The sequence below is a fragment of the Streptomyces sp. NBC_01214 genome (assembly GCF_026340975.1).
In the GTDB taxonomy this organism is placed as follows: domain Bacteria; phylum Actinomycetota; class Actinomycetes; order Streptomycetales; family Streptomycetaceae; genus Streptomyces.
Genome location: NZ_JAPEOS010000001.1, coordinates 2,517,126 through 2,537,658, shown reverse-complemented (window position 1 = coordinate 2,537,658; position 20,533 = coordinate 2,517,126). Strand labels below are relative to the sequence as shown.

Sequence of the window (20,533 nt, the reverse complement as noted above, 5' to 3'; positions counted from 1 at the left end):
CACCCACCCGGCCCGTCCTCCCGTCCGTCCGTCTGTCCGGCCGGCCGTCCGGCAGGTCAGGGCTTGATCATCACCTTGAGCGCACTGCGGTCGTCCATCGCCCGGTAGCCGTCCGGGACCTCGTCCAGGGACACGGCCCGGTCGAAGACGGGCGCCGGGTCGATCGCGCCGCTGAGCACGTCCTCCAGCAGCTCCGGAATGTACGCGCGGACCGGGGCCACACCGCCGCGCAGGGTGATGTTGCGGTCGAACATGACGCCGAGGTCGAGGCCGGTGCCGCTGCCGTGCGGGACGCCGACGTAGCCGATGGCCCCGCCGTCGCGGGTGATGTTCACGGCGGTGCGCATCGACTGCTCGGTGCCGACCGCCTCGATGACCGCGTGCGCGCCCCGGCCGCCGAGGAGCTCGCGCACGGCCGCCTCGGCGGCCTCGCCGCGCTCGGCGACGACGTCGGTGGCCCCGAAGAGCTTGGCGATGTCCGTACGTACGGTGTGGCGGCCCAGGGCGATGATCCGCTCGGCGCCCAGGCGCTTGGCGGCGAGGACGCCGCACAGGCCGACCGCGCCGTCGCCGACGACGGCGACCGTGGAGCCCTCGCGCACGCCCGCGCCCAGCGCGGCGTGGTGGCCGGTGCCCATGACGTCGGACAGCGCGAGCAGCCCGGTCAGCAGGTGGTCGTCGGAAACGGCCTCGGCGGGCAGCTTCACCAGGGTGCCGTCGGCGTGCGGGACGCGGACGGCCTCGCCCTGGCCCCCGTCGTGGCCGACCGAGCCCCAGAAGCCGCCGTGCTCGCAGGAGGTGAAGAGGCCCTCGGAGCAGTACTCACAGGTGCCGTCCGACCACATGAAGGGCGCGACGACGAGGTCGCCGGCCCGCAGGCCGGACACGGCGGAGCCGGTCTCCTCGACGACGCCCAGGAACTCGTGGCCGATGCGCTGACCGGGCTGACGCGCGGCCTCGCCGCGGTAGGCCCACAGGTCGCTGCCGCAGATACAGGCACGCAGGACGCGGACGACGGCGTCCTCGGGGCGCTGGATCGCAGCGTCGGGCACCTCCTCCACGCGTATGTCGTGCGGGGCGTGGATGACGGTGGCGCGCATGGTGGTGCAGTCCTCCGGTTCGGAATCGTTCAGTCTTGTACGACTGTGGAACCGTCCTACCGTACGCCTGCTTCCCGGGAGGTCGTGCCAGTGGCCAACAGGTACTGGGCGGCCAGGTACGTGGCCATGATCCAGAAGTCCGGGCGGGGCAGCTGGGGCCATGCGGCGACGCCGGTGGCGATGAGCGTGTCGGAGAGCAGGAACAGCCCGCCGCCGATCCCCGCCCGCAGGCCGAGGGCGCTGGAGCGGAACGCCATGGCGGTGAGCAGCAGGCTGTAGCCGGCCACGGGGATCCGCAGGTCGGTCGGCAGATCGGACCACAGCAGGGCGACGGCGCCGAGGAGGGCGAGCGCGTACGCGCCCCCGAGGAGCGCGTTCGCGGGCCGCTTGCCGAAGAGGACGAGGTAGCAGACGTGCCCGACGGCGAAGGAGCCCATGCCGACGAGGAAGGCGGGCTCGGCGTCGAAGAGCAGCGCCAGGTCCCCGCCCCAGCCGAACAGCAGGGCGGCCAGCAGCAGTCGGGGCGCGCCCCGGGTGGCCATGTGGGTCACGAGCAGCGGCATCAGCAGGGGCTTGGCGATGACGTGCCCGAGGTGCCAGCCGGCGAGCAGCGAGCCGAGGTCGACGGCGGCGGCCACGGCGAAGGCCAGGAGGGCGATGCGGCCGAGGCGCGACCGGCCGGCGGGCGCCTGGTCCGCCGCCCAGGCGGGGGCGGGTCGGCCCGGGTACTCGGCGGTGCTCACGCGGTGGTCTCCTGTACGGCCGGGGCGGCGGGGTCGGCTGCGGCACCGGTGGCCGGAGCGGGCGCGGATGCGGGTGCGGGTACGACTGCGGGCGCGGGTACGACGGCGGGCGCGGGCTGCCAGCCGGGGCCGCGGAAGACGTGTCCGGCCCGCTGGCGCCAACTCCCAGCGGCGCGCACGTCCCGGGCGATGGCCGCGTACTCGTGGGTGGCCACGCGCAGCGGGTTGTGGGTGCCGATGTTCTTGGTGAGCCCGTAGACGGGCTTGTCCGTCTCCCCCACCCAGGATCCGAACATCCGGTCCCAGACGATCAGGATGCCGCCGAAGTTGCGGTCCAGGTAGCCGCCCTGCGAGGCGTGGTGGACCCGGTGGTGGGAGGGGGTGTTGAAGACGTACTCGTAGGGCCGCGGCAGCTTTCCGATGCGCTCGGTGTGGACCCAGAACTGGTAGAGCAGGTTGATCCCGTAGCAGAAGGGGATCGCCGCCGGGTGCACTCCGAGGGCCACCATCGGCAGGTAGAACCACCAAGTGGTGGCGCTGGTCCAGGGCTGGCGCAGGGCGGTGGTGAGGTTGAACCGCCGGCTGCTGTGGTGGACCACGTGGCAGGCCCACAGGATGCGGATGACGTGGTGGAGCCGGTGCTGCCAGTAGTAGAGGAAGTCCTGTGCGAGCAGCATCAGCAGGGCGGTCCACCACAGGAACGGCACGCGCAGCGGGGTCAGTTCGTAGACCGCGGTGAAGACGGCGACGACCGGGATCTTCCAGAGCAGGTCGAAGCCGATGCTGCCGAGCCCCATGGTGATGCTCGTGGCGGCGTCCTTGGTGTCGTAGCCGGCGGCGTCCTCGTCGGGATGGAGCCGGTAGCTCACCACCTCGATGACGGTGAGCAGCACGAAGGCAGGTATGGACCACAGCACGACATCGGGCAGGTTCGGCATGTCCCGCACGATAGAGGCGCTCTCGGGGGTGCCGCTAGGGGTTGTTACCGATCGGTATCCATCGGTGTTACCGGCGGTTCACGGGATGATGTAAGAGCCAGGGGGAGGGCGGGGCACGACGGGCTTGGAGACGGTTCTCTTACGGGTGGCGGGGACGGCGGCGGGGGCGCTGGTGAAGTCCCTCCTGGCCCGGGCTCCGGGGGCGGGCCTGGCGGCCGACCCGGCACGGCCGGCCCCGCGGTGGCGCAAGCCTCCGGCGGAACTCGGCGACGGCGAGATGCGCCGCCTGGCCGAAGCCCTGGCGGAGCGCCTCGGCCCGGAGTGAGTGCGCGGCGCTGCCGGAGCACGAGCGCCTGGCGGCACTGGACGCGGCCGGGGGACGCCTTCGCGGCGGACCTCGACCCGTCGGCCCTGGCGGCGGCCCTCCCCGGACCCCCGACGGGCCTGAGCCCGGCCGCGGAGACCCTGTACGGACGGCTGGTCCGGCTGTGCTGCGCGCACGAGGCGGAGTACGTGACGACCCTGCCGGGCTTCGGGGCCCGGGCGGATGTGGAACCGGTCCGGCGGACGGGCGAACTGGCGCGAGCGGTGGACCGTCTGGGCGCCACCGGGGCCGGGACGGCATACGCCTTCGAGGAGCGCTACGCGCAGGAGCAGGTCTTCACCCACCTGCTGATCCGCAGCGGTGTGCTCCTGGAACCGGTGCCGGGCTCGGTGGTCTTCGTCCCCCGCACCTTCCAGGACTACCTGGGCGCCAAGGCGGCGGTGGAGTCGCGGGACTTCGGCATGCTGGTGAAGAACGCGCAGGACGATTCCCGGGACGACGTGATCCGCATGGCGGTGGGCCACGCCCGACCTGCCCGACCTGCGCATCGTCACGTCGGGACGCACCCGGTTGACCGGCACGGAGGGGTTCCCGCCGGAGCGGCTCACGATGTACGGCACCTGAGCCGCCCGGGCGGGGACGGGGTCACCAGACGCGGACCGAGCTTCCCCGGGCGAACGCCGGGCTGGTGGCACCCGGCGGGATCTCCGTCAGGGGCTGCGCGATCTCAGAGACCAGGGGGCCGTGCTTGGCGGCGACCGCGTCCAGCAGGGCGAGGTCGAAGCCGTACACGCGGGCCGCGTTGCCGCCGACCATCGCGGCGACCTCCTCGCGCGGGAGGCCCGCGTAGGCGATGCGGAGGCCTTCGCGGGAGAAGGGGGTGGTGCCCTCGTCGTGGGGGTAGTCACTGCCCCACATGATCTTGTCGAGCCCGATCCGCTCCCGCAGCGGGACCTCGTGGGGACGCATGAAGCTCGCTCCCACGAAGCAGTTGTCCCGCCAGACCTCGCTCGGGCCCCGGCCCATCGACTCCGCGAGGCCCGCCCCGAACTTGGACTCGGCCGTGGCCGATGCCGCGACCAAGCGGCCGTGGTAGTAGTCCAGCATCTCCAGCACCCCGGGGATCCACCCGGAGCCCTGCTCCGTCAGGACCAGCTTGAGGCCCGGGTGGCGGCGGAAGGCCCCGCCGAAGACGAGGTGCCACAGCGCGCGGTGCGAGAACCAGGTCGTCTCGACCATGAAGACGGCCCGGGCCGCCGGTTCGTCGCCGAGCGGCGGTGAGGCCGAGCCGCCGTGGTGGTTGACGGGGACGTCCAGCTCGTCGCACACCGCCCAGATCGGGTCGTACGCGGCGGAGTACAGCTCGGGGACGGTGGAGCCGGGCGGGACGCCCGGCAGCAGGATGCCGCCCGTCAGACCGGCCGCCTTCGTGCGGCGGATCTCCTGCACCGCCGCGTCGACGTCGTTCAGCAGGATCTGCGCGACGCCCGCCCGCCGGCCCGGGGCGTCCGCGCAGAAGTCCGCCAGCCAGCGGTTGTGGGCCTGCAGCCCCGCCCAGCGCAGCTCGTACTCGGCGGCGGTCGGGGGCTGGGCCATCAGGGAGGCCTTGGGGAAGAACGGCGGGACGGTGTTCGGGAAGAGGACTTCCGCGACGATGCCGTCCGCCTCCAGCTCCGCCAGGCGCCGCGCCGAGTTCCAGTTGCGGTCGGCGGTGTCGGCGAGGAGGTCCTCGTACGGGTTCACGTACGTGGCGGCCCAGGCGTCGAAGTCCTCGCGGTGGCGCTTGGCCAGGTACGGCTTGTAGTCCAGCAGGTCGGCGCCCGCGTGGCAGTCCGCCGAGATCACCGTGTAGCGGTCCTCGGACGTCACGGGTTCACCCCCAGGACCGGGAAGTCGTGGTCGGTGAGCCAATGGCGGCCCACCTCGCGGGAGCGGGCCCAGGAGGACTCCACCGCCGCCTGGTCCGGGGACTGCCCCAGTTCCGCCGGGGTGGGGCCGATCCGGCGGGCGATCGGGGCCAGCTTCGCGGTGTCGAAGCCGAAGACCTCGGCCGCCGCGAGCCCGAGCATCCGGCGGGTCTCGGCGACCGGGATGTCGTGGAAGGTGTTCTTCAACCAGGCCCGGGTGTTCGGCCAGGTGCCCTCGGGGTGCGGGAAGTCCGAGCCCCACAGGATGTTGTCCACGCCGATCTCGTAGCGCTGCGCGAGCTCCCGGCGCTTGGTGTTCGTCGCGCAGATGAACACCTGGCGGTCCAGGTACTCGCTGGGCGGCCGCTTCAGCTCCTCGAACGGCGAGAGCTTCTTGCCGCCGTGCGCGCCGAGGTAGAGCCGGTCCATGAACCACAGTTGGTTCGGCAGCCACCAGCAGCCCGCCTCGGCGACGCCGAACTTCAGGCCCGGGTGGCGTTCGAAGACCCCCGACCAGAGCAGGAACCACAGCGGGCGGGCCGGCCACCAGGTGACCTCGGAGACGAAGATGCCCAGGTGGTCGCCGTACTCGTGGCGCGGCGAGGACCCTGAGTGGGTGACGATCGGCATCTGCGCCTCGGCGGCCGCCGCCCATACGGGGTCGTAGCGGCGGTCGTGGTAGGGCGCCTTGTCCACCCACATCGCGGGGATCATCAGCGCGCCCAGCCCGGACTCCTTGGCGCGGTGGATCTCGGCGACGACCTTCTTCGGCTCGCCCGTGACGGGGAGCAGGGCGACTCCGCAGTGCCGCTCCGGGTGCTGCCCGACGAACTCCGCGAGCCAGCGGTTGTGCGCCTGCGCGCCCGCCATGCCGAGCTCGGGGTCCTGGTCCCCGGAGAGGCCGAGGCCGACGCCGAAGGGGGCGGCGGTCTGGCTGTCGACGGCGTCCGCGTCGGGGAAGACGACTTCGGCGGCCACGCCGTCGCCGTCGAGTTCCTTCAGCCGCTGCCCGGTGTCCCAGCCGCCCTTGAGGCCTTCCTCGTGGTCGTGGAACCACTTCTCGGCGAAGGCCTCGTTGCGGACGCCGAGGCGGGTGGCCTCCGCCCGGCGGGCGTCGCGTTCGCCGAGGAACTCGTCGAACTGGGGGTGGAAGCGGGAGTCGAGGTAGGGCCGGTACTGCTCGGTGGGCAGGCCCGCGTGGCAGTCGGAGGAGATGATCAGGTACGGGTCTTCGGTCCGGTCTTCGATCCGGTCTTCGGTCGGGTTTCCGGGCCGGTCTTCGTTCGTACTCACCACAGACGCCCCTCAGTCGAGGATGAAGCTTTCCAGGTAGCCGGGGTTGGTCCGGTCGAGCATCGACTGCGACCGGGCACGGATCTGCCGGTCGCTGTGCTCGCCGGCCGGGAGCATCCAGAAGCGGTCGGCTCGGATGCCGTCGACGACGTGCTCGGCGACCTCCTCGACCGGGGTGAACCGCACCTCGTGGCCGGCCTTCCGCATCGCCGCTTCGTACTGGTCGAGGCTGCGGTACGGAGCCTTGCGCGGGCGTTCCTTCGCGTACCGCTCGGGCCGGTTGCGGTGCGACTCCCACAACCCGGTGCGCAGCATGTGCGGTCCGGGGAAGAGGACGGAGGCCCCGACGGGGGCGCCCTCCGCCTTGAGGTGGGCGTAGAGCGACTCGGTCATGGTGACCACGGCCGCCTTGGTGACGGCGTACACGGACGCGGTGGGCAGCGGGGCGATGCCGCCGTCGCCGGAGGAGGTGTTGACGACGTGTCCGGGGCCGCCGGCGGCGATCATGCGGGGGACGAAGGCCTGGATGCCGTGGAAGACTCCCCACACGTTGACGGAGAAGGCCCATTTCCAGTCGTTGGGCTCGTGCTCCCACATCCGGCCCTCGGCGCCGGAGCCGACGCCCGCGTTGTTGCAGAGCACGTGCACGGCGCCGAAGGCCTCGTAGGCGGCGTCGGCCAGCGCGATCACGGAGTCGCGGTCGCTGACGTCGACCACCCGGGCGAGCACCTGGGCCCCGTCCGCGACGAGTTCGTCGGCGGCCTTGCGCAGGGCGCCCTCCTCGACGTCGGCGAGGACCACCTTCAGTCCCTCGGCGGCGAAGCGGCGGGCCATGGCGAGGCCGATGCCGCTGGCGGCTCCGGTGACCACGGCCACCTGTCCTGGTTCGAGTCGCATGTCAGCCCCTCCCCCCTGACGATCCCTCCGGGGGCGCGTCGAGGATCTGCATGGGGTCGTCGTAGCGCTGGTGGACGTACGGGAGCAGGGCCTGGGCGCTGACCCGCTCGACGACCCGGCCCTTCTGGTCGGTGGTCTTCTCGCCGATGGTGATCTCCACGAGCCGGCGGACGGGAAGGTCGGCGACCGGATCGAACATCGACTCGCGCAGCACGACGTCTCCGGTGATGTGCTCCAGCTTGCGGACCTTCTCGTTGCGCGTGCAGTGCACGAGCACCGGGTCCACGTCGAATCCCGAACCGTCCACGGCGGGCAGGAACTTGAAGTAGAAGTCGGTCTTCTGGGAGGGCTCGGGCAGCGGCAGCGCGCGGTCCACCGCCCCGCGCACCTCGACGAAGGCGATCCCGTGCCGGGCGAGAGCGGCCCGTACGACGAGGCCGTCGCGCTCCACGGTGACCTCGCCGAGCTTCTTCGGCTCGCCGAAGACCTCGCGGCCGCCGGTCAGGGCGCGCTCCAGGGTCATCGGCATGACCAGCGGGTACCAGCCCTCGACCCCGCCGTGCTGGGCGGCGACGGCCACCGAGCCGGCGCCGAGCGGGTAGCCGGGCAGGTCGACCTTGCTGATGTTGGCCCGTACCAGGGGTCGGTCGGCCGGTTTGAGCGGCGGCGGCAGGACCGCCGCGACCACGTCGGGGTCGCTCTCCCAGACGGCCACGACGCCGGTGGACCAGATGTCGGGGAGCTTGGAACTCTTCTCGCGCGACGCCGCGATCTCGGCCTCGGTCCGCGCTCCGTACCGTACGCGTGCCATGTCTCGCACCATCCCTCGGCTCGGGGGGAGTCGGTTCTGTAACACAGTTACACCGCCACCGATGAAGGGTAAAGACCCCTGCACGGACCAGAATTGACGATCCGACAGATTGGTGGTGGACGCCGTGGCCAGAACCACGCTCACCCGCGACGAGGTGCTGGACGCCGCCGCGTCCCTGGTCATGCAGCACGGTCCGGCCGCGCTCACCATGCGGGGGCTCGCCGCCGAGCTGGGCACCGCCGTGACGTCCATCTACTGGCACGTCGGCAACCGCGAATCGCTGCTCGACGCCCTCGTCGAGCGGACCGTGGAGGAGATGGGCGCGATCCGGCCCACCGGCCGCACCCCCGCCGACCGGATCCTGGCCGTGGCCCGGATCCTGCGCCGCGAACTGCGGATCCGTCCCCACCTGATCGCGATGGTCCACGAACGCGGGCTCACCGAGCGGATGTTCCTGCCCGCCCAGCAGGCGCTCGTCCACGAGGTGCACGCCGCCGGGCTGCGCGGCGCCCGGGCGGCGGACGCGGTCCGAGCCGTGCAGTTCCAGGTGGTCGGGTACCTGCTCGTCGAGCGCAACCGCGAACGCTCCCCCGCGCAGTCCCCGGCCGAGAGCGAGCTCTGGGACCCGGCCGCGGCCCCCCACGACCCGGCCCTCGCCCGCGCCCTGGCCCGTCCGGCGGACCCGGACCGGCTGTTCCTGCTGTCCGTACGGGCCCTGGTGCACGCCCTGCTCCCGCCGGACCCGGCGGCCGGCGCGGCCCCGCCGGGATGAATCGCCCCGCGCGCTCCCGGGCCCGTCCGCCGGGGCTCGGGCGAGGACACCGAAGTCTTCGCGGCCCGGCTGGTCGGCCCGCGCGATCCGGACGGACGTGCTGGCCTCCACGGCGGTCGGCGCCCCGGGTTGGCGGCCGGGAAGCGCCGGCGCGGCCACGGGTGTCAGTCGGGGCCGATATCCTCTGTGACCATGCTCGACGACCGTACGACCGCAGACACGATGTGGCCGACCGCGTACCCACAGGGGTACGCGGTCGTCGACGTGGAGACCACCGGGCTCGCGCGCGACGACCGGATAGTCTCCGCCGCCGTCTACCGGCTCGACGCCCAGGGCAACGTGGAGGACCACTGGTACACGCTGGTCAATCCGCGGCGGGACCCGGGACCGGTGTGGATCCACGGGCTGACGAGCGCGATGCTCGCCGACGCCCCGCTCTTCGAGGACATCGCGGGCGAGTTCGCGGACCGGCTCGCGGACCGGGTACTGGTCGCGCACAACGCGATCTTCGACTGGCAGATGATCGCCCGGGAGTACGCGCGGGCCGCCGCGACCGCTCCGGTCCGTCAGCGGCTGTGCACCATCGCCCTGTCGAAGGAACTGGACCTTCCGCTGCCCAACCACAAGCTGGAGTCGCTCGCCGCGCACTTCGGCGTGGTCCAGCAGCGCGCCCACCACGCGCTCGACGACGCCCGGGTGCTCGCGGAGGCGTTCCGCCCCTCGCTGCACGCGGCCGCGCAGGGCGGCGTACGGCTGCCCCTGCTGGAATGCCGGCCGCTGACGGAGTGGTCGGACTCCGCCGTCACCCCTCGGGTCGGGTACCAGGCCTCCTACCGGGGCGGCAGCTGGCGGCCCTCGCGCAAGCGGCCGCCGTGCCCGCACCCCAATCCGGGGCGCTTCGAGGACGGCAAGCCGCTGAAGCAGGGCATGCGGATCGCCTTCTCCGGTGACACCTCGGTGGAGCGGGAGCTGCTGGAGGACCGCGCGGTCGAGGCGGGCCTGCACATCGCGACGAGCGTGTCGCGGCTCACCAGCCTGCTGGTGACCAACGACCCCGATTCGGCGACCTCCAAGACGGTCAAGGCGAAGAGCTTCGGCACGCCGGTCGTCGACGAGGCGGCCTTCACCCAGCTGCTGCGGGACGTGGCCCCGGCCGCGTCCTGAACCGGGAGGCCGGCCGTTGCGCCGGCCGGGTGCAGGCGCGGCGACTCACCCCGCTGGATCTTGTTCCGCTCCTTCCCCGTGCGCAGCATTCGGCCCATGGCACGTTGTGAGGTCTGCGGAAACGATTACGGCATGTCCTTCGAGGTGCACGCGCAGGGCGCCGTGCACGTCTTCGACTGCTTCTCCTGCGCCATCCACCGCATGGCGCCCGTCTGTGAGCACTGCCGGGTCTCGATCATCGGCCAGGGCGTCGAGGTCGCGGGCCAGTGGTTCTGCGGGGCGCACTGCGCCCGGGCCGAGGGGAAGGTGGGCATCGTCGACCGCGTCTGACTCCCCCGCGTCGCGACCCCGTCCCGACAACCCCGTCCCGACAACCCCGTCCCGACGCCCCGTCCCGACCGCCCGTCCCGACCGCCCGTCGCGACGCCCCGTCCCGACACCCCGTTCCGTACGCCATGACCCCGGACGGCCACCCGGCCGCCGGGGTCCTCCGCGCTGCGGGTACCGTCGTGGGCGTGTACCGCTTTGTGCTGACCCGGCAGTGGGTGTTCCTCACCCTGATGGCCCTCGCCCTCATCCCCGCGATGATCAAGCTGGGCTTCTGGCAGTACCACCGCCACGAGCACCGGGTCACGCAGAACCAGCTGATCGAGGCGAACCTGCGGGCGGAGCCGGTCCCCGTGACCGAGCTCACCTCCCCCGGACACCGGGTCCCCCGCGCGGACTTCTGGCGCAGCGTCACCGCGACCGGTACGTACGACTCCGCGCACGAGGTCGTCGTCCGGATGCGCACCGACAGCGACGACAAGGTCGGCTTCCACGTCCTGACCCCGCTGGTCCTCTCCGACGGCCGGGTGGTCCTGGTCAACCGGGGCTGGGTGCCGGGCGGCGACGACCCGCGCGCGTACCCGCCGGTGCCGGCCGCGCCCACGAGCGAGGTCACGGTCACCGGCCGGCTGAAGGCCGACGAGACCAGCGGCGGGAGCGGCATCAAGGACCGCAAGGGCCTGCCGGACCGCCAGGTGATGCTGATCAACAGCGCGCAGCAGGCGGAGTACCTGGGCCGGACGGTCCTCGGCGGATACCTGGAGCTCACCGGTCCCGCCCCGGCGGACGGCACCCCGGAGACCATCCCCGACCCCGACCACGACTCGATCGGCCCCCACATGGCGTACGCCGTCCAGTGGTGGCTGTTCACCGGCGCGGTTCCGGTGGGCTGGGTGGTCCTCGTACGGCGGGAGAAGCGCGAGCGCGAGGAAGAGGCCGCCCGGGCGGAAGCCTCCCGGCAGGAGCCGGCGACGGCGTAGCGTGTCGGCATGGATCTTGGACTGAAAGACCGTGTCTACATCGTCACCGGGGCCACGCGCGGCCTGGGCCTCGCCTCGGCCCGGGAACTGGTCGCCGACGGCGCGAAGGTGCTCCTGACGGGCCGGGACGAGAAGCGGGCGGCCGACGCCGCCGCCGGGCTCGGGCCGAACGCGGCCGGTGCGGCGGCCGACAACTCCGACCCGGAGGCGGCCGCGCGGCTCGTCGCCACCGCGCGGGAGCGCTTCGGCCGCCTCGACGGCATCCTCATCAGCGTGGGCGGCCCGGCGCCGGGCTTCGCGGCGGACAACACCGACGCGCAGTGGGCGGCGGCCTTCGAGTCGGTCTTCCTGGGCGCGGTCCGCCTCGCCCGGGCGGCCGCCGCCGAACTGGGCGAGGGCGGGGTCATCGGCTTCGTCCTGTCGGGCTCGGTCCACGAGCCGATCCCCGGCCTGACCATCTCCAACGGCCTGCGCCCCGGCCTCGCCGGCTTCGCGAAGTCCCTCTCGCTGGAGCTCGGCCCGCGCGGGATCCGGGTGGTCGGCCTGCTTCCGGCCCGCATCGACACCGACCGCGTGCGCGAGCTCGATGCGCTGTCCGGTGACGCGGAGGCCGCGCGGGCCGGGCACGAGTCCCGCATCCCACTGCGCCGGTACGGCGCCCCGGAGGAGTTCGGCCGCACGGCGGCCTTCCTCCTCTCCCCGGCGGCGTCGTACCTGACGGGTGTCATGCTCCCGGTCGACGGCGGCTCCCGGCACGGCTTCTGACCCGCGGCGAGCCCCGCCGCGATCGGCAGGACGTCCGCTACGTCACGCGCTGGGCCCGGTGGGACGTGACCTTGAGGCGGGCTTCCGCGGGGAGTTCCGGGAGGCCCGCCGAGGTCCGGGCGTGGGTCAGGACCGGGCCGGCCACGGCGGCCAGGGCGTCGGCGGGGACCGCGTGGGGTTCCAGTTCCAGCGCGACCCGCAGCGCGGGCGACCCGCGCCGCCCGCGCAGGGCGACCCGGCAGCCGGCAACCCCTTCCAGGGCGCCGGCCTCCGCGGCCACCGCCTCCTCCAGCGCGCGCCCGCGCAGCATGGCGAAGGCCCCGTCCCCGGTGTCCACCACCACCGCCTGTAGTCGCGGGCGCCTGAGCTGGCACAACAGCCACCACAGCGCGAGCAGGACGCCCACCGCGAGGGCGGCGAGCACCACCCACCACCACCAGCCGTCGGCGTGCCAGTACCGGTTCCTGGTCTGCTCGCTCAGCAGCGGAGCCTGCCGGCCGTGCAGCGGCCACCAGCCCGTCAGCACCACGGTGCCGGCCGCCACCAGGACCGCTCCGACCACCGCCAGCAGGATCCGGTTCACCGTTGGGAGCATGGCTTCACCTCCTGACCCGTACGCGCGGCTGCGGCGGGCGCGCGAGGCCCAGTTCCTCGATGCCGACGGCGAGCACCGCGTCGAGGTCGGCCCGTACGTCGTCCAGTTCGCGGAAGTGCGAGGTGGCCCGCACCCCGACGTGGGACCGGCGCACCTTGACCCGGACGGACCGCACTCCGGACACCTCCATGGCCCGGTCCCGCAGGATCTGCGCGGCGGCCTTGCGGCCGAGCCCGGCCCGGACGCCCGGCCGCTGGTCCGGGGTGCGCATCGGCAGGATCCCGCGCAGGCCGGGGGTCAGTGCCAGCACCAGGAGCACCAGCCCGACCAGGACCAGGGCCCCTGCGATCAGCTGCACCTCCAGGTCCGCGGGGGTGTGCGTCGCCAGCTGGTCGGCGAGGTCGCGGCGCCAGCTCATCCCGGGCCGGTCGGCCCGTACGGCGGCCAGGTCGTACAGGAACAGGGCCGCCACCCCGAGCACGACCAGGGCGGTGAGCGCGGCGGGCACCCGCCGGGCGGAGCGGAACCGGCGGGCCCGGCCGGAGCCGGAGCCGTTGGCCGTCACCGCAGCCGCCGGTCCCGCCCGGAGGCGGTCCGGGAGTGGCCGGAGTGCAGGTGTTCGATGTCGATGTCCACCTCGGGCACCGACATCGACGCGCACTCCTCGACCCGGAGGGCCACCTGACGGCGTACGGCCGCGCACTGGGCGGCCAGGTCGGACGGGTAGTCCAGCTCCAGGCTGACCCGGACCCGGGCGATGTCGTGGTGCACGGTGACGGTGGCGTGCGGGGGCGTGCCCGGGGGCGTGGCGAGCGCCTCCCGGGCGGCCTGGGCCGCGATCTTCGCGACGACCCGGTCGGCGATGCGGGTGGAACCGCGCTCGGCGGCGGCCACCCGGGGCGGGGCGGAGCGCGGCGGGCTGCTCATCGGCGCCTCACCCGCGCCGGTCGTCACGGCGGCGGAACAGGTCACCCGGTTCCAGGTCCCCGTCGAGGAACCGACCGGCGACGAAACCGATGGCGCCGAGGGCGGCCACCAGCAGGAAGGCCCCGAAACCGCCGAAATAGCCGGCGAACGCCAGGGCCATGCCGGCGAACAGTCCGGCGATCGCCATGCTCATGCGGACTCCTCTCGGCTACTGGAGACGGGATTCCGGCTCCTCGTCGGGCTCATCGGGCAACTTGACGTCGCTCACCGCGATGTTGACCTCGACGACCTCCAGGCCGGTCATCCGTTCGACCGCCGAGATGACGTTCTCCCGGACCGCCCGTGCCACGTCGCGGATCGAGACGCCGTAGTCCACGACGATCTCCAGGTCGAGGGCCGTCTGGGTCTCGCCGACCTCTGCCTTGACCCCGCGGCTGACGGAGGCCTTGCCGCCACCGGGCACCCGGTCGCGGACGGCGCCGAAGGTGCGGGAGAGGCCGCTGCCGCTGCCCATGGCGTGCACGCCGACCACCTCGCGGGCGGCCAGCCCGGCGATCTTCTCGACCACGCCGTCGGCGATGCTCGTGCGTCCCCGGTCTCCGGGTTCCTTGCCCTTGCCGGAGCCCACTGCTGCGGATTCGGTCATCGCGTGTCCCTTCGCGTGCGTGACGGACTCACTCCGCACCACGTTAGGCGCCCGGACGCGCGGGCGCCCCGGGAGTACGCCGGTCGGCTGGCCGGCTTTCCCCGGGGCTCCGGTGTCGCGGCGGCCCTCAGTCGGAGAGACCGGCCAGGTCGCGCAGGCGGCGGGCCTGGGCCGCACGCTCGGCGGCGCGCTGCTCGTCGTAGGGGCGGGCCTGGGCGGAGCGCAGCAGTGTCTTCGTCTCGATCACGGCGTCCCGCGGCGGGGCGAGCAGGGCCGTGGTGAGGTCCTGGACGGCGGCGTCGAGCTCGTCCGCGGGGACGACGAGGTTGGCGAGGCCGACCCGCTCCGCCTCCTCGGCGTGCACGAAGCGGCCCGTCGCGCAGATCTCCAGCGCGCGGGCGTAGCCGACCAGGGAGGTCAGGGGCTGGGTACCGGCCAGGTCGGGGACCAGGCCCAGGCTGGTCTCGCGCATGGCGAACTGCACGTCGTCCGCGACCACGCGCAGGTCGCACGCGAGTGCGAGCTGGAAGCCGGCGCCGATCGCGTGCCCCTGCACGGCGGCGACGGAAATGATGTCGTTACGCCTCCACCAGGTGAATGCCTCCTGGTACTCGGCGATCGTGGAGTCGAGCAGTTCGTCCGAACCGCGCGCCAGATCGAGGAAGGACGGCTCGCCCTCGAAACCTTCGGGGGTGAACGCCTGCCGGTCGAGCCCTGCGGAGAAGGACCGGCCCTCACCGCGCAGCACGACGATCCGGACGGTGCCCGGCAACAGCCTCCCGGCCTCGGCCAAAGCCCGCCAGAGCGCGGGGGATTGGGCATTTCGCTTGGCCGGATTGGTCAGTGTCACCGTGGCGACCGTGTCGTCGACGGTAAGTCGTACGCCGTCCTTGTCGAGCAGAGCCATCTCTCGTGCCTCCGGTGTGCAGTCGGCCGCAAGCTCGGCCTAAGTGACTGCACAGTAACCACCCGGCCGACCGGAAGCCGACCGGGGGTCACCGAAGGAACCGTCGGATCATGATGGACCTTGAAGCCGTTGGAGCGTTGGAACCGATGGGACCGGGGTCAGGCCGTAGCGGCCTTCTTGCCGCGCGTCGCGCCTCCGCGACCACGCAGCGACACCCCGGACTCACTGAGCATCCGATGGACGAATCCGTAGGACCGGCCGGTCTCTTCGGCCAGCGCCCGGATACTCGCACCGGAGTCGTACTTCTTCTTCAGGTCTGCCGCGAGCTTGTCGCGCGCGGCGCCGGTTACCCGGCTGCCCTTCTTCAGAGTCTCGGCCACCCGTGCCTCCTCGTGGGAAGTGCGCTCTGGACTTCTCATGATCACCCCTCCCACGCTTCCTGGCCACCCATTCAGCAAGGTCGGTACGACGGCATTTCCCGACCGGTGGACACACGAGCAGAACGGAATCTCCTCTTCCGCTGCATGACTTCCGTCACACCCCGCCGCCCCCGCCGGGAATCGCCAGGTCAGGGGCGCGGAAGCGGAAAACGAACGGCCCCGGTCGCACACCTTGGGGGGTGCGACCGGGGCCGTGTCACGACGCGCAACGGTACGAGACCGTCTCACTCAGATGATGGATCACCCGTGAGCCGAATGATCCATAAGGAATTGGATCAGAAGCGGAACCGGAACCGGAACCCGATCAGGCGAGGGCCACCAGGTCCCGGTAGTCCGGTCCCCACAGGTCCTCGACGCCGTCCGGGAGCAGGATGATCCGCTCCGGCTCCAGCGCCTCGACGGCGCCCTCGTCGTGCGTGACGAGGATGACCGCGCCCTTGTACGTGCGCAGCGCGCCCAGGATCTCCTCGCGGCTGGCCGGGTCGAGGTTGTTCGTGGGCTCGTCGAGGAGCAGCACGTTCGCCGAGGAGACGACCAGCGTGGCCAGGGCCAGCCGGGTCTTCTCGCCACCGGAGAGCACCCCGGCGGGCTTGTCCACGTCGTCCCCGGAGAAGAGGAAGGAGCCGAGGGTCTTGCGCACCGCGACCAGGTCCAGGTCGGGGGCCGAGGAGCGCATGTTCTCCAGGACCGTGCGCTCCGGGTCCAGGGTCTCGTGCTCCTGGGCGTAGTAGCCGAGCTTGAGGCCGTGGCCGGGGACGACCGTGCCGGTGTCCGGCTTCTCGGTACCGGAGAGCAGGCGCAGCAGGGTGGTCTTGCCGGCGCCGTTGAGGCCGAGGATGACGACGCGGGAGCCCTTGTCGATGGCCAGGTCGACGTCGGTGAAGATCTCCAGGGAGCCGTACGACTTCGAGAGGCCCTCGGCCGTCAGCGGGGTCTTGCCGCAGGGCGCCGGGTCCGGGAAGCGGAGCTTGGCGACCTTGTCGTTGACGCGGACGGCCTCCAGGCCTGCGAGCAGCCGGTCGGCGCGCTTGGCCATGTTCTGCGCGGCGACGGTCTTGGTGGCCTTGGCGCGCATCTTGTCGGCCTGCGAGTTCAGGGCCGCGGCCTTCTTCTCGGCGTTCTGGCGCTCGCGCTTGCGGCGCTTCTCGTCGGCCTCGCGCTGCTGCTGGTAGAGCTTCCAGCCCATGTTGTAGACGTCGATCTGGGAGCGGTTGGCGTCCAGGTAGAAGACCTTGTTGACGACGGTCTCGACGAGGTCGACGTCGTGGGAGATGACGATGAAGCCACCGCGGTAGGTCTTCAGGTAGTCGCGCAGCCAGACGATGGAGTCGGCGTCGAGGTGGTTGGTGGGCTCGTCGAGGAGCAGGGTGTCGGCGTCCGAGAAGAGGATTCGGGCCAGCTCGACGCGGCGGCGCTGGCCACCGGAGAGGGTGTGCAGCGGCTGGCCGAGCACCCGGTCGGGCAGGCCCAGGGCGGCCGAGATGGTCGCGGCTTCCGCCTCGGCGGCGTACCCGCCCTTGGTCAGGAACTCCGTCTCCTGGCGCTCGTACTGCTTCATCGCCTTGTCGCGGGTGCCGCCGGTGCCGGTGGCGATGCGCTCCTCGTTGGCGCGCATCTTCTTGATCAGCACGTCGAGGCCGCGTGCGGACAGGATCCGGTCGCGGGCCAGTACGTCGAGGTCGCCGGTGCGCGGGTCCTGCGGGAGGTAGCCGACCTCGCCCGAGCGGGCGATGGAGCCGGCGGCGGGCTGGCCCTCGCCCGCGAGGCACTTGGTGAGGGTGGTCTTGCCCGCTCCGTTGCGGCCGACCAGGCCGATGCGGTCGCCCTTGGCGACGCGGAAGGAGGCGGACTCGATAAGGACGCGGGCGCCGGCGCGCAGCTCGATGCCGGTGGCGGTGATCACGGAAATACTCCAGGGCGGGTCGGGACGGCGGAAGGGGGGCAGGACGCGAAGCTTCGACGCCGCTAATCCGCGAGGAGATTTGCCATGAGAGACATTCTACCGGGGGTGTGCAACTGGTTTCCGGGCGCGGGCCCGGCCGTCCGGCCTGCGGGATCCGCTCCCCCGTGCCCCCCGTCCGGCCCTGTGGCCCCACGGGGCGGCCGAGGCGCAGATCAGGACGATTGGGTTGATACTCGCCGCATGGGCGGAGACGCGACCGCACCTGTTCGACGCATGGAGGGCGGTGCGGGATGCAGTTCGACGACGACGCCAGGCTCGACGGCTCCGAAGTCGAGGACAGGCGCGGCGGCGGCCGCATCCCGGGCGGGAAGGCCACCGTCGGCGGCGGCATCGTCGGTCTCATCGCGCTGGTCATCGGCCTGCTGTTCGGGGTGGGGCCGGAGCAGCTGGGGCTCTCCACCGGGGAGCAGGAGCCGGCGCCGGCCTCCTCGTCGCTCACCGAGGTGCAGCAGGCCTGTAAGTCCGGGCGGGACGCGAACACGCGGGAGGACTGCCGGCTGCTGGCGGTCACCCGCAGCACCCAGGCCTTCTGGAAGCAGGAGTTCGCCGGGCGCGGCGGCCAGTACAGCCCGGCGACGACCGTGTTCTTCGAGGACCGGGTGAACACCGCGTGCGGGACCGCCAGCTCGGCGGTGGGCCCCTTCTACTGCCCTGCGGACCGGAAGGTCTATCTGGACCTGGGCTTCTTCGACGAACTGCGGACGAAGTTCGGCGCGACCGGCGGCCCCTTCGCCCAGGCCTACGTCGTCGCCCACGAGTACGGGCACCACGTCCAGAACCTGACCGGAACCCTCCAGCGGGCCCAGGACGGACGGCAGGGGCCGAACAGCAACGCGGTCAAGGTCGAGCTGCAGGCCGACTGCTACGCCGGGGTGTGGGCGCACAACGCGACGAACGTCGCGGACGCCTCCACCGGGCGGCCGCTGATCAAGATCCTGACCGAGGCGGACATCAAGGACGGGCTGGACGCGGCGGCCGCGGTCGGCGACGACCGGATCCAGGAGAAGTTCCAGGGCCGGGTGTCCCCGGAGTCCTGGACCCACGGCTCGGCCCAGCAGCGGCAGCAGTGGTTCTACCAGGGCTACCGGACCGGCGACATGGCCCAGTGCAACACCTTCCGCTGACTGTCGGTGACGCCTGCCATGCTGGTGTGACGCGGGTCACCGTCACGAGAGGGAGTGATCGTCATGGCAGGCGTTCCGTCCATCTGTCCCACGCTGGTCTACCGCGACGCGAAGGCGGCCATCAGGCTGCTGACCGAGGCCTTCGGCTTCAGCCAGGTCGCCGTCTACGAGGGTGAGGACGGCTCGGTGACGCACGCCGAGCTGGCGTACGGCAACGGCATGGTGATGCTGGGCAGTTCGGGCAAGGGCGGGGTCTTCGACAAGGCCATGGAGGGCGCCGGCCCCTCGGGGGTCTACGTCGTGGTCGACGACGTGGACGCCCACCACCGGCGGGCGGTGGAGCACGGCGCGGAGATCGTGATGGAGCCCACCGACCAGGACTACGGCTCCCGCGACTACATGGCACGCGACGCCGAGGGCAACGTCTGGAGCTTCGGGACGTACGCGCCGCAGGTCTGACCCCGCCGACACGCCCGCCCCAGCCCGCGTTCTCCTACGGAGCCACTCCGCTACGGGGTCACTCGCCGCCGGTGTGGACCTGGAAGGCGGCCCGGCGGACCGCCTTGGCCAGCGTCGGGTCGGGGTGCGCCGCGGCGAGCGCGACCAGCACCTGCACCGTGCGCGGATGGCCGACCGCACGGACCTCGTCCAGCAGCCGGGGAACGGTGGTCCGGACGGCGGAGTCGAGGTGGCGGGCCAGCAGCTCGGCCTCGCCGTGGTCGGCGATGGCGGCGGCGGTGTCCACCCAGAGCCAGGTCGACTCCTCGGCGGTGAGGACGTCCTGCGCCTCGTCGGGGTCGATCCCGTCGTGCTCGGCGAGCCAGAGCAGGGCGTAGGGGCGCAGGGCGGGCTCGCGCGCGGTGGCGCGCACCTCGGGCTCGGCCGGGGCGCCGACCACGCGCAGCGCCTCGAAGGCGAGGCCGCGCAGCAGGGCGTCCTCGCCCCGGGCGGCCTGCAGCAGCTCGGTCACGGCGTGGCCGACGGGCCGGGCGGCGAGCCAGGCCTGGTACTCGGCGCGGGCGGGACCGGGGGTGAGCCGCGCGCAGCCGTGCAGCATGGCTGCGGCGGACTGCTCGATGTTCCCGGCGGGGCTCTGCGCCGCGACGCAGATCTGTTCCAGCTTGACCCAGACGGCCCAGCTGCCGAGCGGGGTGAGCGTGGCCCGGGCGGGGCCGAGGGTGACTGCGTCCACGGCGGCGAGGCCGCCGAGTGCCCAGCGCAGCAGCCGGGCGAGCGGGACGGGGCGGGTCTCGGTGGAGCCGGCGGACGTCAGCGCCACCGCGGGCTCGGCCTCGTACGGGATCTCGCACCGTTCGTCGCGCAGTTCGGTGACGCGCTGCCCGAGCAGATCGAGCAGGTCCGGGACGGTCACCGGGCCGGCGGACAGCTGGAGCAGGGAGAGGAGTTGGGGCATCGCCTCGACGACCTCGGCGACGGCCGAGGGGGCGATGTCGGCGGGTGCGGGATGGACCAGCGACCAGGCGTCGAAGAGGGCGACCCAGCCGCGCAGTACGGCGGTGTCGTCGCGGTCCCAGGCGCGCAGCCGCCAGCCGGGCCGGGCGTGGCCGCCGTGCACCTCGACCAGTCCGGCGAGCCGGGCGCGGTCCCAGCCGACCTGGATCTGGCCGTGCGTCAGGCCCAGTTCCACGGCGGCGCGTTCGACGTCGGCCGCGGGCAGGGCGCCCGTGGGGGCGGGCCGGCCGCCGTCTCCGGCGCCGAGGTTGCGCTCGGCCCAGCGGGTCAGGCGTACGGCGTCGGCGAGCGAGGCCCGGGCCCGGTTCGCGAGGTCGGCCGTGGCGGGCGTACCCGCCGGGGGCCTGGGCGCGGGCCGGGTGCGTCGGTCGGTCACCGCCTTGCGGGCCGCGGCGACGGAACGCGGCGAGACGAGTCGGAGTCTGGAGTCGCGAGC

General features: G+C 72.8%; 24 protein-coding genes. 8 read left to right on the top strand and 16 right to left on the bottom strand.

The features are described from left to right. Positions 1-56: 56 nt before the first annotated feature. The 3 genes from OG594_RS12165 to OG594_RS12155 form a co-directional block, all read right to left on the bottom strand. Positions 57-1,100 (bottom strand): zinc-dependent alcohol dehydrogenase family protein, encoded by a 1,044-nt coding sequence (locus OG594_RS12165; RefSeq protein ID WP_266598059.1) that lies wholly within the window; start codon positions 1,098-1,100, stop codon positions 57-59. Between the two features lie 56 nt (positions 1,101-1,156). Next, the gene (locus OG594_RS12160; protein WP_266602844.1) at positions 1,157-1,759 is read right to left on the bottom strand and encodes a lysoplasmalogenase; all 603 of its coding nucleotides are present in this window, start codon (positions 1,757-1,759) and stop codon (positions 1,157-1,159) included. An 80-nt stretch (positions 1,760-1,839) separates the two neighbouring features. After that, a complete protein-coding gene (locus OG594_RS12155) occupies positions 1,840-2,781 on the bottom strand; it encodes a sterol desaturase family protein (RefSeq protein WP_266598057.1) in 942 nt (313 codons plus the stop codon). Positions 2,782-2,905: 124 nt separating this feature from the next. Here OG594_RS12155 and OG594_RS12150 point away from each other — a divergent pair, with 124 nt between their 5' ends. Next, a complete protein-coding gene (locus tag OG594_RS12150; protein ID WP_266598055.1) occupies positions 2,906-3,106 on the top strand; it encodes a hypothetical protein in 201 nt (66 codons plus the stop codon). A 645-nt stretch (positions 3,107-3,751) separates the two neighbouring features. On the opposite strand, the gene OG594_RS12140 is transcribed toward OG594_RS12150, so the two are convergent. The 4 genes from OG594_RS12140 to OG594_RS12125 are packed head-to-tail and all read right to left on the bottom strand — an operon-like array spanning position 3,752 to position 8,014. Continuing rightward, entirely contained in the window at positions 3,752-4,975 is a 1,224-nt protein-coding gene (locus OG594_RS12140; protein WP_266598053.1) for an amidohydrolase family protein, read from the bottom strand. Beyond that, a complete protein-coding gene (locus OG594_RS12135) occupies positions 4,972-6,261 on the bottom strand; it encodes an amidohydrolase family protein (protein WP_266602842.1) in 1,290 nt (429 codons plus the stop codon). Before OG594_RS12135 ends, OG594_RS12140 begins: the two co-directional genes overlap by 4 nt. Before the next feature lie 57 nt (positions 6,262-6,318). Further along, on the bottom strand, positions 6,319-7,203 hold the full coding sequence (locus OG594_RS12130) for an SDR family NAD(P)-dependent oxidoreductase (protein WP_266598051.1): 885 nt from the start codon (positions 7,201-7,203) through the stop codon (positions 6,319-6,321). Between the two features lies 1 nt (position 7,204). Continuing rightward, on the bottom strand, positions 7,205-8,014 hold the full coding sequence (locus OG594_RS12125) for an acetoacetate decarboxylase family protein (RefSeq protein ID WP_266598049.1): 810 nt from the start codon (positions 8,012-8,014) through the stop codon (positions 7,205-7,207). 124 nt (positions 8,015-8,138) lie between these two features. Here OG594_RS12125 and OG594_RS12120 point away from each other — a divergent pair, with 124 nt between their 5' ends. The 5 genes from OG594_RS12120 to OG594_RS12100 all read left to right on the top strand — a co-directional run bounded on the left by OG594_RS12120 (position 8,139) and on the right by OG594_RS12100 (position 12,022). Continuing rightward, on the top strand, positions 8,139-8,786 hold the full coding sequence (locus tag OG594_RS12120; protein WP_266598047.1) for a TetR/AcrR family transcriptional regulator: 648 nt from the start codon (positions 8,139-8,141) through the stop codon (positions 8,784-8,786). A 186-nt stretch (positions 8,787-8,972) separates the two neighbouring features. Beyond that, the gene (locus OG594_RS12115) at positions 8,973-9,950 is read left to right on the top strand and encodes a DEDDh family exonuclease (protein ID WP_266598045.1); all 978 of its coding nucleotides are present in this window, start codon (positions 8,973-8,975) and stop codon (positions 9,948-9,950) included. Positions 9,951-10,046: 96 nt separating this feature from the next. Next, complete coding sequence (locus OG594_RS12110) at positions 10,047-10,280, top strand: hypothetical protein (RefSeq protein WP_030009585.1); 234 nt, start codon at positions 10,047-10,049, stop codon at positions 10,278-10,280. Positions 10,281-10,465: 185 nt separating this feature from the next. Further along, positions 10,466-11,257, top strand: coding sequence for an SURF1 family protein (locus tag OG594_RS12105; protein WP_266598043.1), 792 nt, complete (start codon positions 10,466-10,468; stop codon positions 11,255-11,257). Between the two features lie 9 nt (positions 11,258-11,266). Next, positions 11,267-12,022 carry an SDR family oxidoreductase gene (locus OG594_RS12100; protein ID WP_266598041.1) on the top strand — a complete coding sequence of 252 codons (756 nt, stop codon included), beginning with the start codon at positions 11,267-11,269 and terminating at the stop codon, positions 12,020-12,022. Between the two features lie 37 nt (positions 12,023-12,059). Here OG594_RS12100 and amaP read toward each other — a convergent pair whose 3' ends face one another. From amaP to OG594_RS12060, 8 genes are all read right to left on the bottom strand, one after another. Beyond that, a complete protein-coding gene (amaP, locus tag OG594_RS12095) occupies positions 12,060-12,617 on the bottom strand; it encodes an alkaline shock response membrane anchor protein AmaP (RefSeq protein ID WP_266598039.1) in 558 nt (185 codons plus the stop codon). Between the two features lie 4 nt (positions 12,618-12,621). Beyond that, positions 12,622-13,182, bottom strand: a complete 561-nt coding sequence (locus tag OG594_RS12090; RefSeq protein WP_266598037.1) for a DUF6286 domain-containing protein — start codon at positions 13,180-13,182, stop codon at positions 12,622-12,624. Then, positions 13,179-13,544 carry a hypothetical protein gene (locus tag OG594_RS12085; protein WP_266598035.1) on the bottom strand — a complete coding sequence of 122 codons (366 nt, stop codon included), beginning with the start codon at positions 13,542-13,544 and terminating at the stop codon, positions 13,179-13,181. Before OG594_RS12085 ends, OG594_RS12090 begins: the two co-directional genes overlap by 4 nt. A 7-nt stretch (positions 13,545-13,551) precedes the next feature. Next, the gene (locus tag OG594_RS12080; RefSeq protein ID WP_030010792.1) at positions 13,552-13,737 is read right to left on the bottom strand and encodes a hypothetical protein; all 186 of its coding nucleotides are present in this window, start codon (positions 13,735-13,737) and stop codon (positions 13,552-13,554) included. Between the two features lie 15 nt (positions 13,738-13,752). Continuing rightward, complete coding sequence (locus OG594_RS12075; protein WP_266598032.1) at positions 13,753-14,190, bottom strand: Asp23/Gls24 family envelope stress response protein; 438 nt, start codon at positions 14,188-14,190, stop codon at positions 13,753-13,755. Positions 14,191-14,317: 127 nt separating this feature from the next. Beyond that, positions 14,318-15,097 (bottom strand): enoyl-CoA hydratase/isomerase family protein, encoded by a 780-nt coding sequence (locus OG594_RS12070; RefSeq protein ID WP_266598030.1) that lies wholly within the window; start codon positions 15,095-15,097, stop codon positions 14,318-14,320. Between the two features lie 158 nt (positions 15,098-15,255). Continuing rightward, positions 15,256-15,477: a helix-turn-helix domain-containing protein gene (locus OG594_RS12065; RefSeq protein ID WP_030010789.1), complete on the bottom strand. Its 222-nt coding sequence runs from the start codon at positions 15,475-15,477 to the stop codon at positions 15,256-15,258. Between the two features lie 364 nt (positions 15,478-15,841). Beyond that, complete coding sequence (locus OG594_RS12060; protein ID WP_030010788.1) at positions 15,842-17,440, bottom strand: ABC-F family ATP-binding cassette domain-containing protein; 1,599 nt, start codon at positions 17,438-17,440, stop codon at positions 15,842-15,844. Positions 17,441-17,730: 290 nt separating this feature from the next. Between OG594_RS12060 and OG594_RS12055 the strand changes: the two genes are divergently transcribed. Together OG594_RS12055 and OG594_RS12050 are read left to right on the top strand one after the other, a co-directional pair. Next, positions 17,731-18,624 carry a neutral zinc metallopeptidase gene (locus OG594_RS12055; protein WP_266598027.1) on the top strand — a complete coding sequence of 298 codons (894 nt, stop codon included), beginning with the start codon at positions 17,731-17,733 and terminating at the stop codon, positions 18,622-18,624. A gap of 63 nt (positions 18,625-18,687) precedes the next feature. Further along, complete coding sequence (locus OG594_RS12050; protein ID WP_030010786.1) at positions 18,688-19,083, top strand: VOC family protein; 396 nt, start codon at positions 18,688-18,690, stop codon at positions 19,081-19,083. Between the two features lie 58 nt (positions 19,084-19,141). Here OG594_RS12050 and OG594_RS12045 read toward each other — a convergent pair whose 3' ends face one another. Beyond that, complete coding sequence (locus tag OG594_RS12045; protein WP_266602840.1) at positions 19,142-20,473, bottom strand: hypothetical protein; 1,332 nt, start codon at positions 20,471-20,473, stop codon at positions 19,142-19,144. Between the last annotated feature and the right edge of the window lie 60 nt (positions 20,474-20,533).

Excerpts from the sequence above, each read along its gene's own strand:
- OG594_RS12165 (WP_266598059.1), bottom strand. The coding sequence starts at position 1,100 with ATGCGCGCCACCGTCATCCACGCCCCGCACGACATACGCGTGGAGGAG.
- OG594_RS12155 (WP_266598057.1), bottom strand. The coding sequence starts at position 2,781 with ATGCCGAACCTGCCCGATGTCGTGCTGTGGTCCATACCTGCCTTCGTG.
- OG594_RS12130 (WP_266598051.1), bottom strand. The coding sequence starts at position 7,203 with ATGCGACTCGAACCAGGACAGGTGGCCGTGGTCACCGGAGCCGCCAGC.
- OG594_RS12125 (WP_266598049.1), bottom strand. The coding sequence starts at position 8,014 with ATGGCACGCGTACGGTACGGAGCGCGGACCGAGGCCGAGATCGCGGCG.
- OG594_RS12110 (WP_030009585.1), top strand. The coding sequence starts at position 10,047 with ATGGCACGTTGTGAGGTCTGCGGAAACGATTACGGCATGTCCTTCGAG.
- OG594_RS12100 (WP_266598041.1), top strand. The coding sequence starts at position 11,267 with ATGGATCTTGGACTGAAAGACCGTGTCTACATCGTCACCGGGGCCACG.
- amaP (WP_266598039.1), bottom strand. The coding sequence starts at position 12,617 with ATGCTCCCAACGGTGAACCGGATCCTGCTGGCGGTGGTCGGAGCGGTC.
- OG594_RS12085 (WP_266598035.1), bottom strand. The coding sequence starts at position 13,544 with ATGAGCAGCCCGCCGCGCTCCGCCCCGCCCCGGGTGGCCGCCGCCGAG.
- OG594_RS12080 (WP_030010792.1), bottom strand. The coding sequence starts at position 13,737 with ATGAGCATGGCGATCGCCGGACTGTTCGCCGGCATGGCCCTGGCGTTC.
- OG594_RS12075 (WP_266598032.1), bottom strand. The coding sequence starts at position 14,190 with ATGACCGAATCCGCAGCAGTGGGCTCCGGCAAGGGCAAGGAACCCGGA.
- OG594_RS12070 (WP_266598030.1), bottom strand. The coding sequence starts at position 15,097 with ATGGCTCTGCTCGACAAGGACGGCGTACGACTTACCGTCGACGACACG.
- OG594_RS12055 (WP_266598027.1), top strand. The coding sequence starts at position 17,731 with ATGCAGTTCGACGACGACGCCAGGCTCGACGGCTCCGAAGTCGAGGAC.
- OG594_RS12050 (WP_030010786.1), top strand. The coding sequence starts at position 18,688 with ATGGCAGGCGTTCCGTCCATCTGTCCCACGCTGGTCTACCGCGACGCG.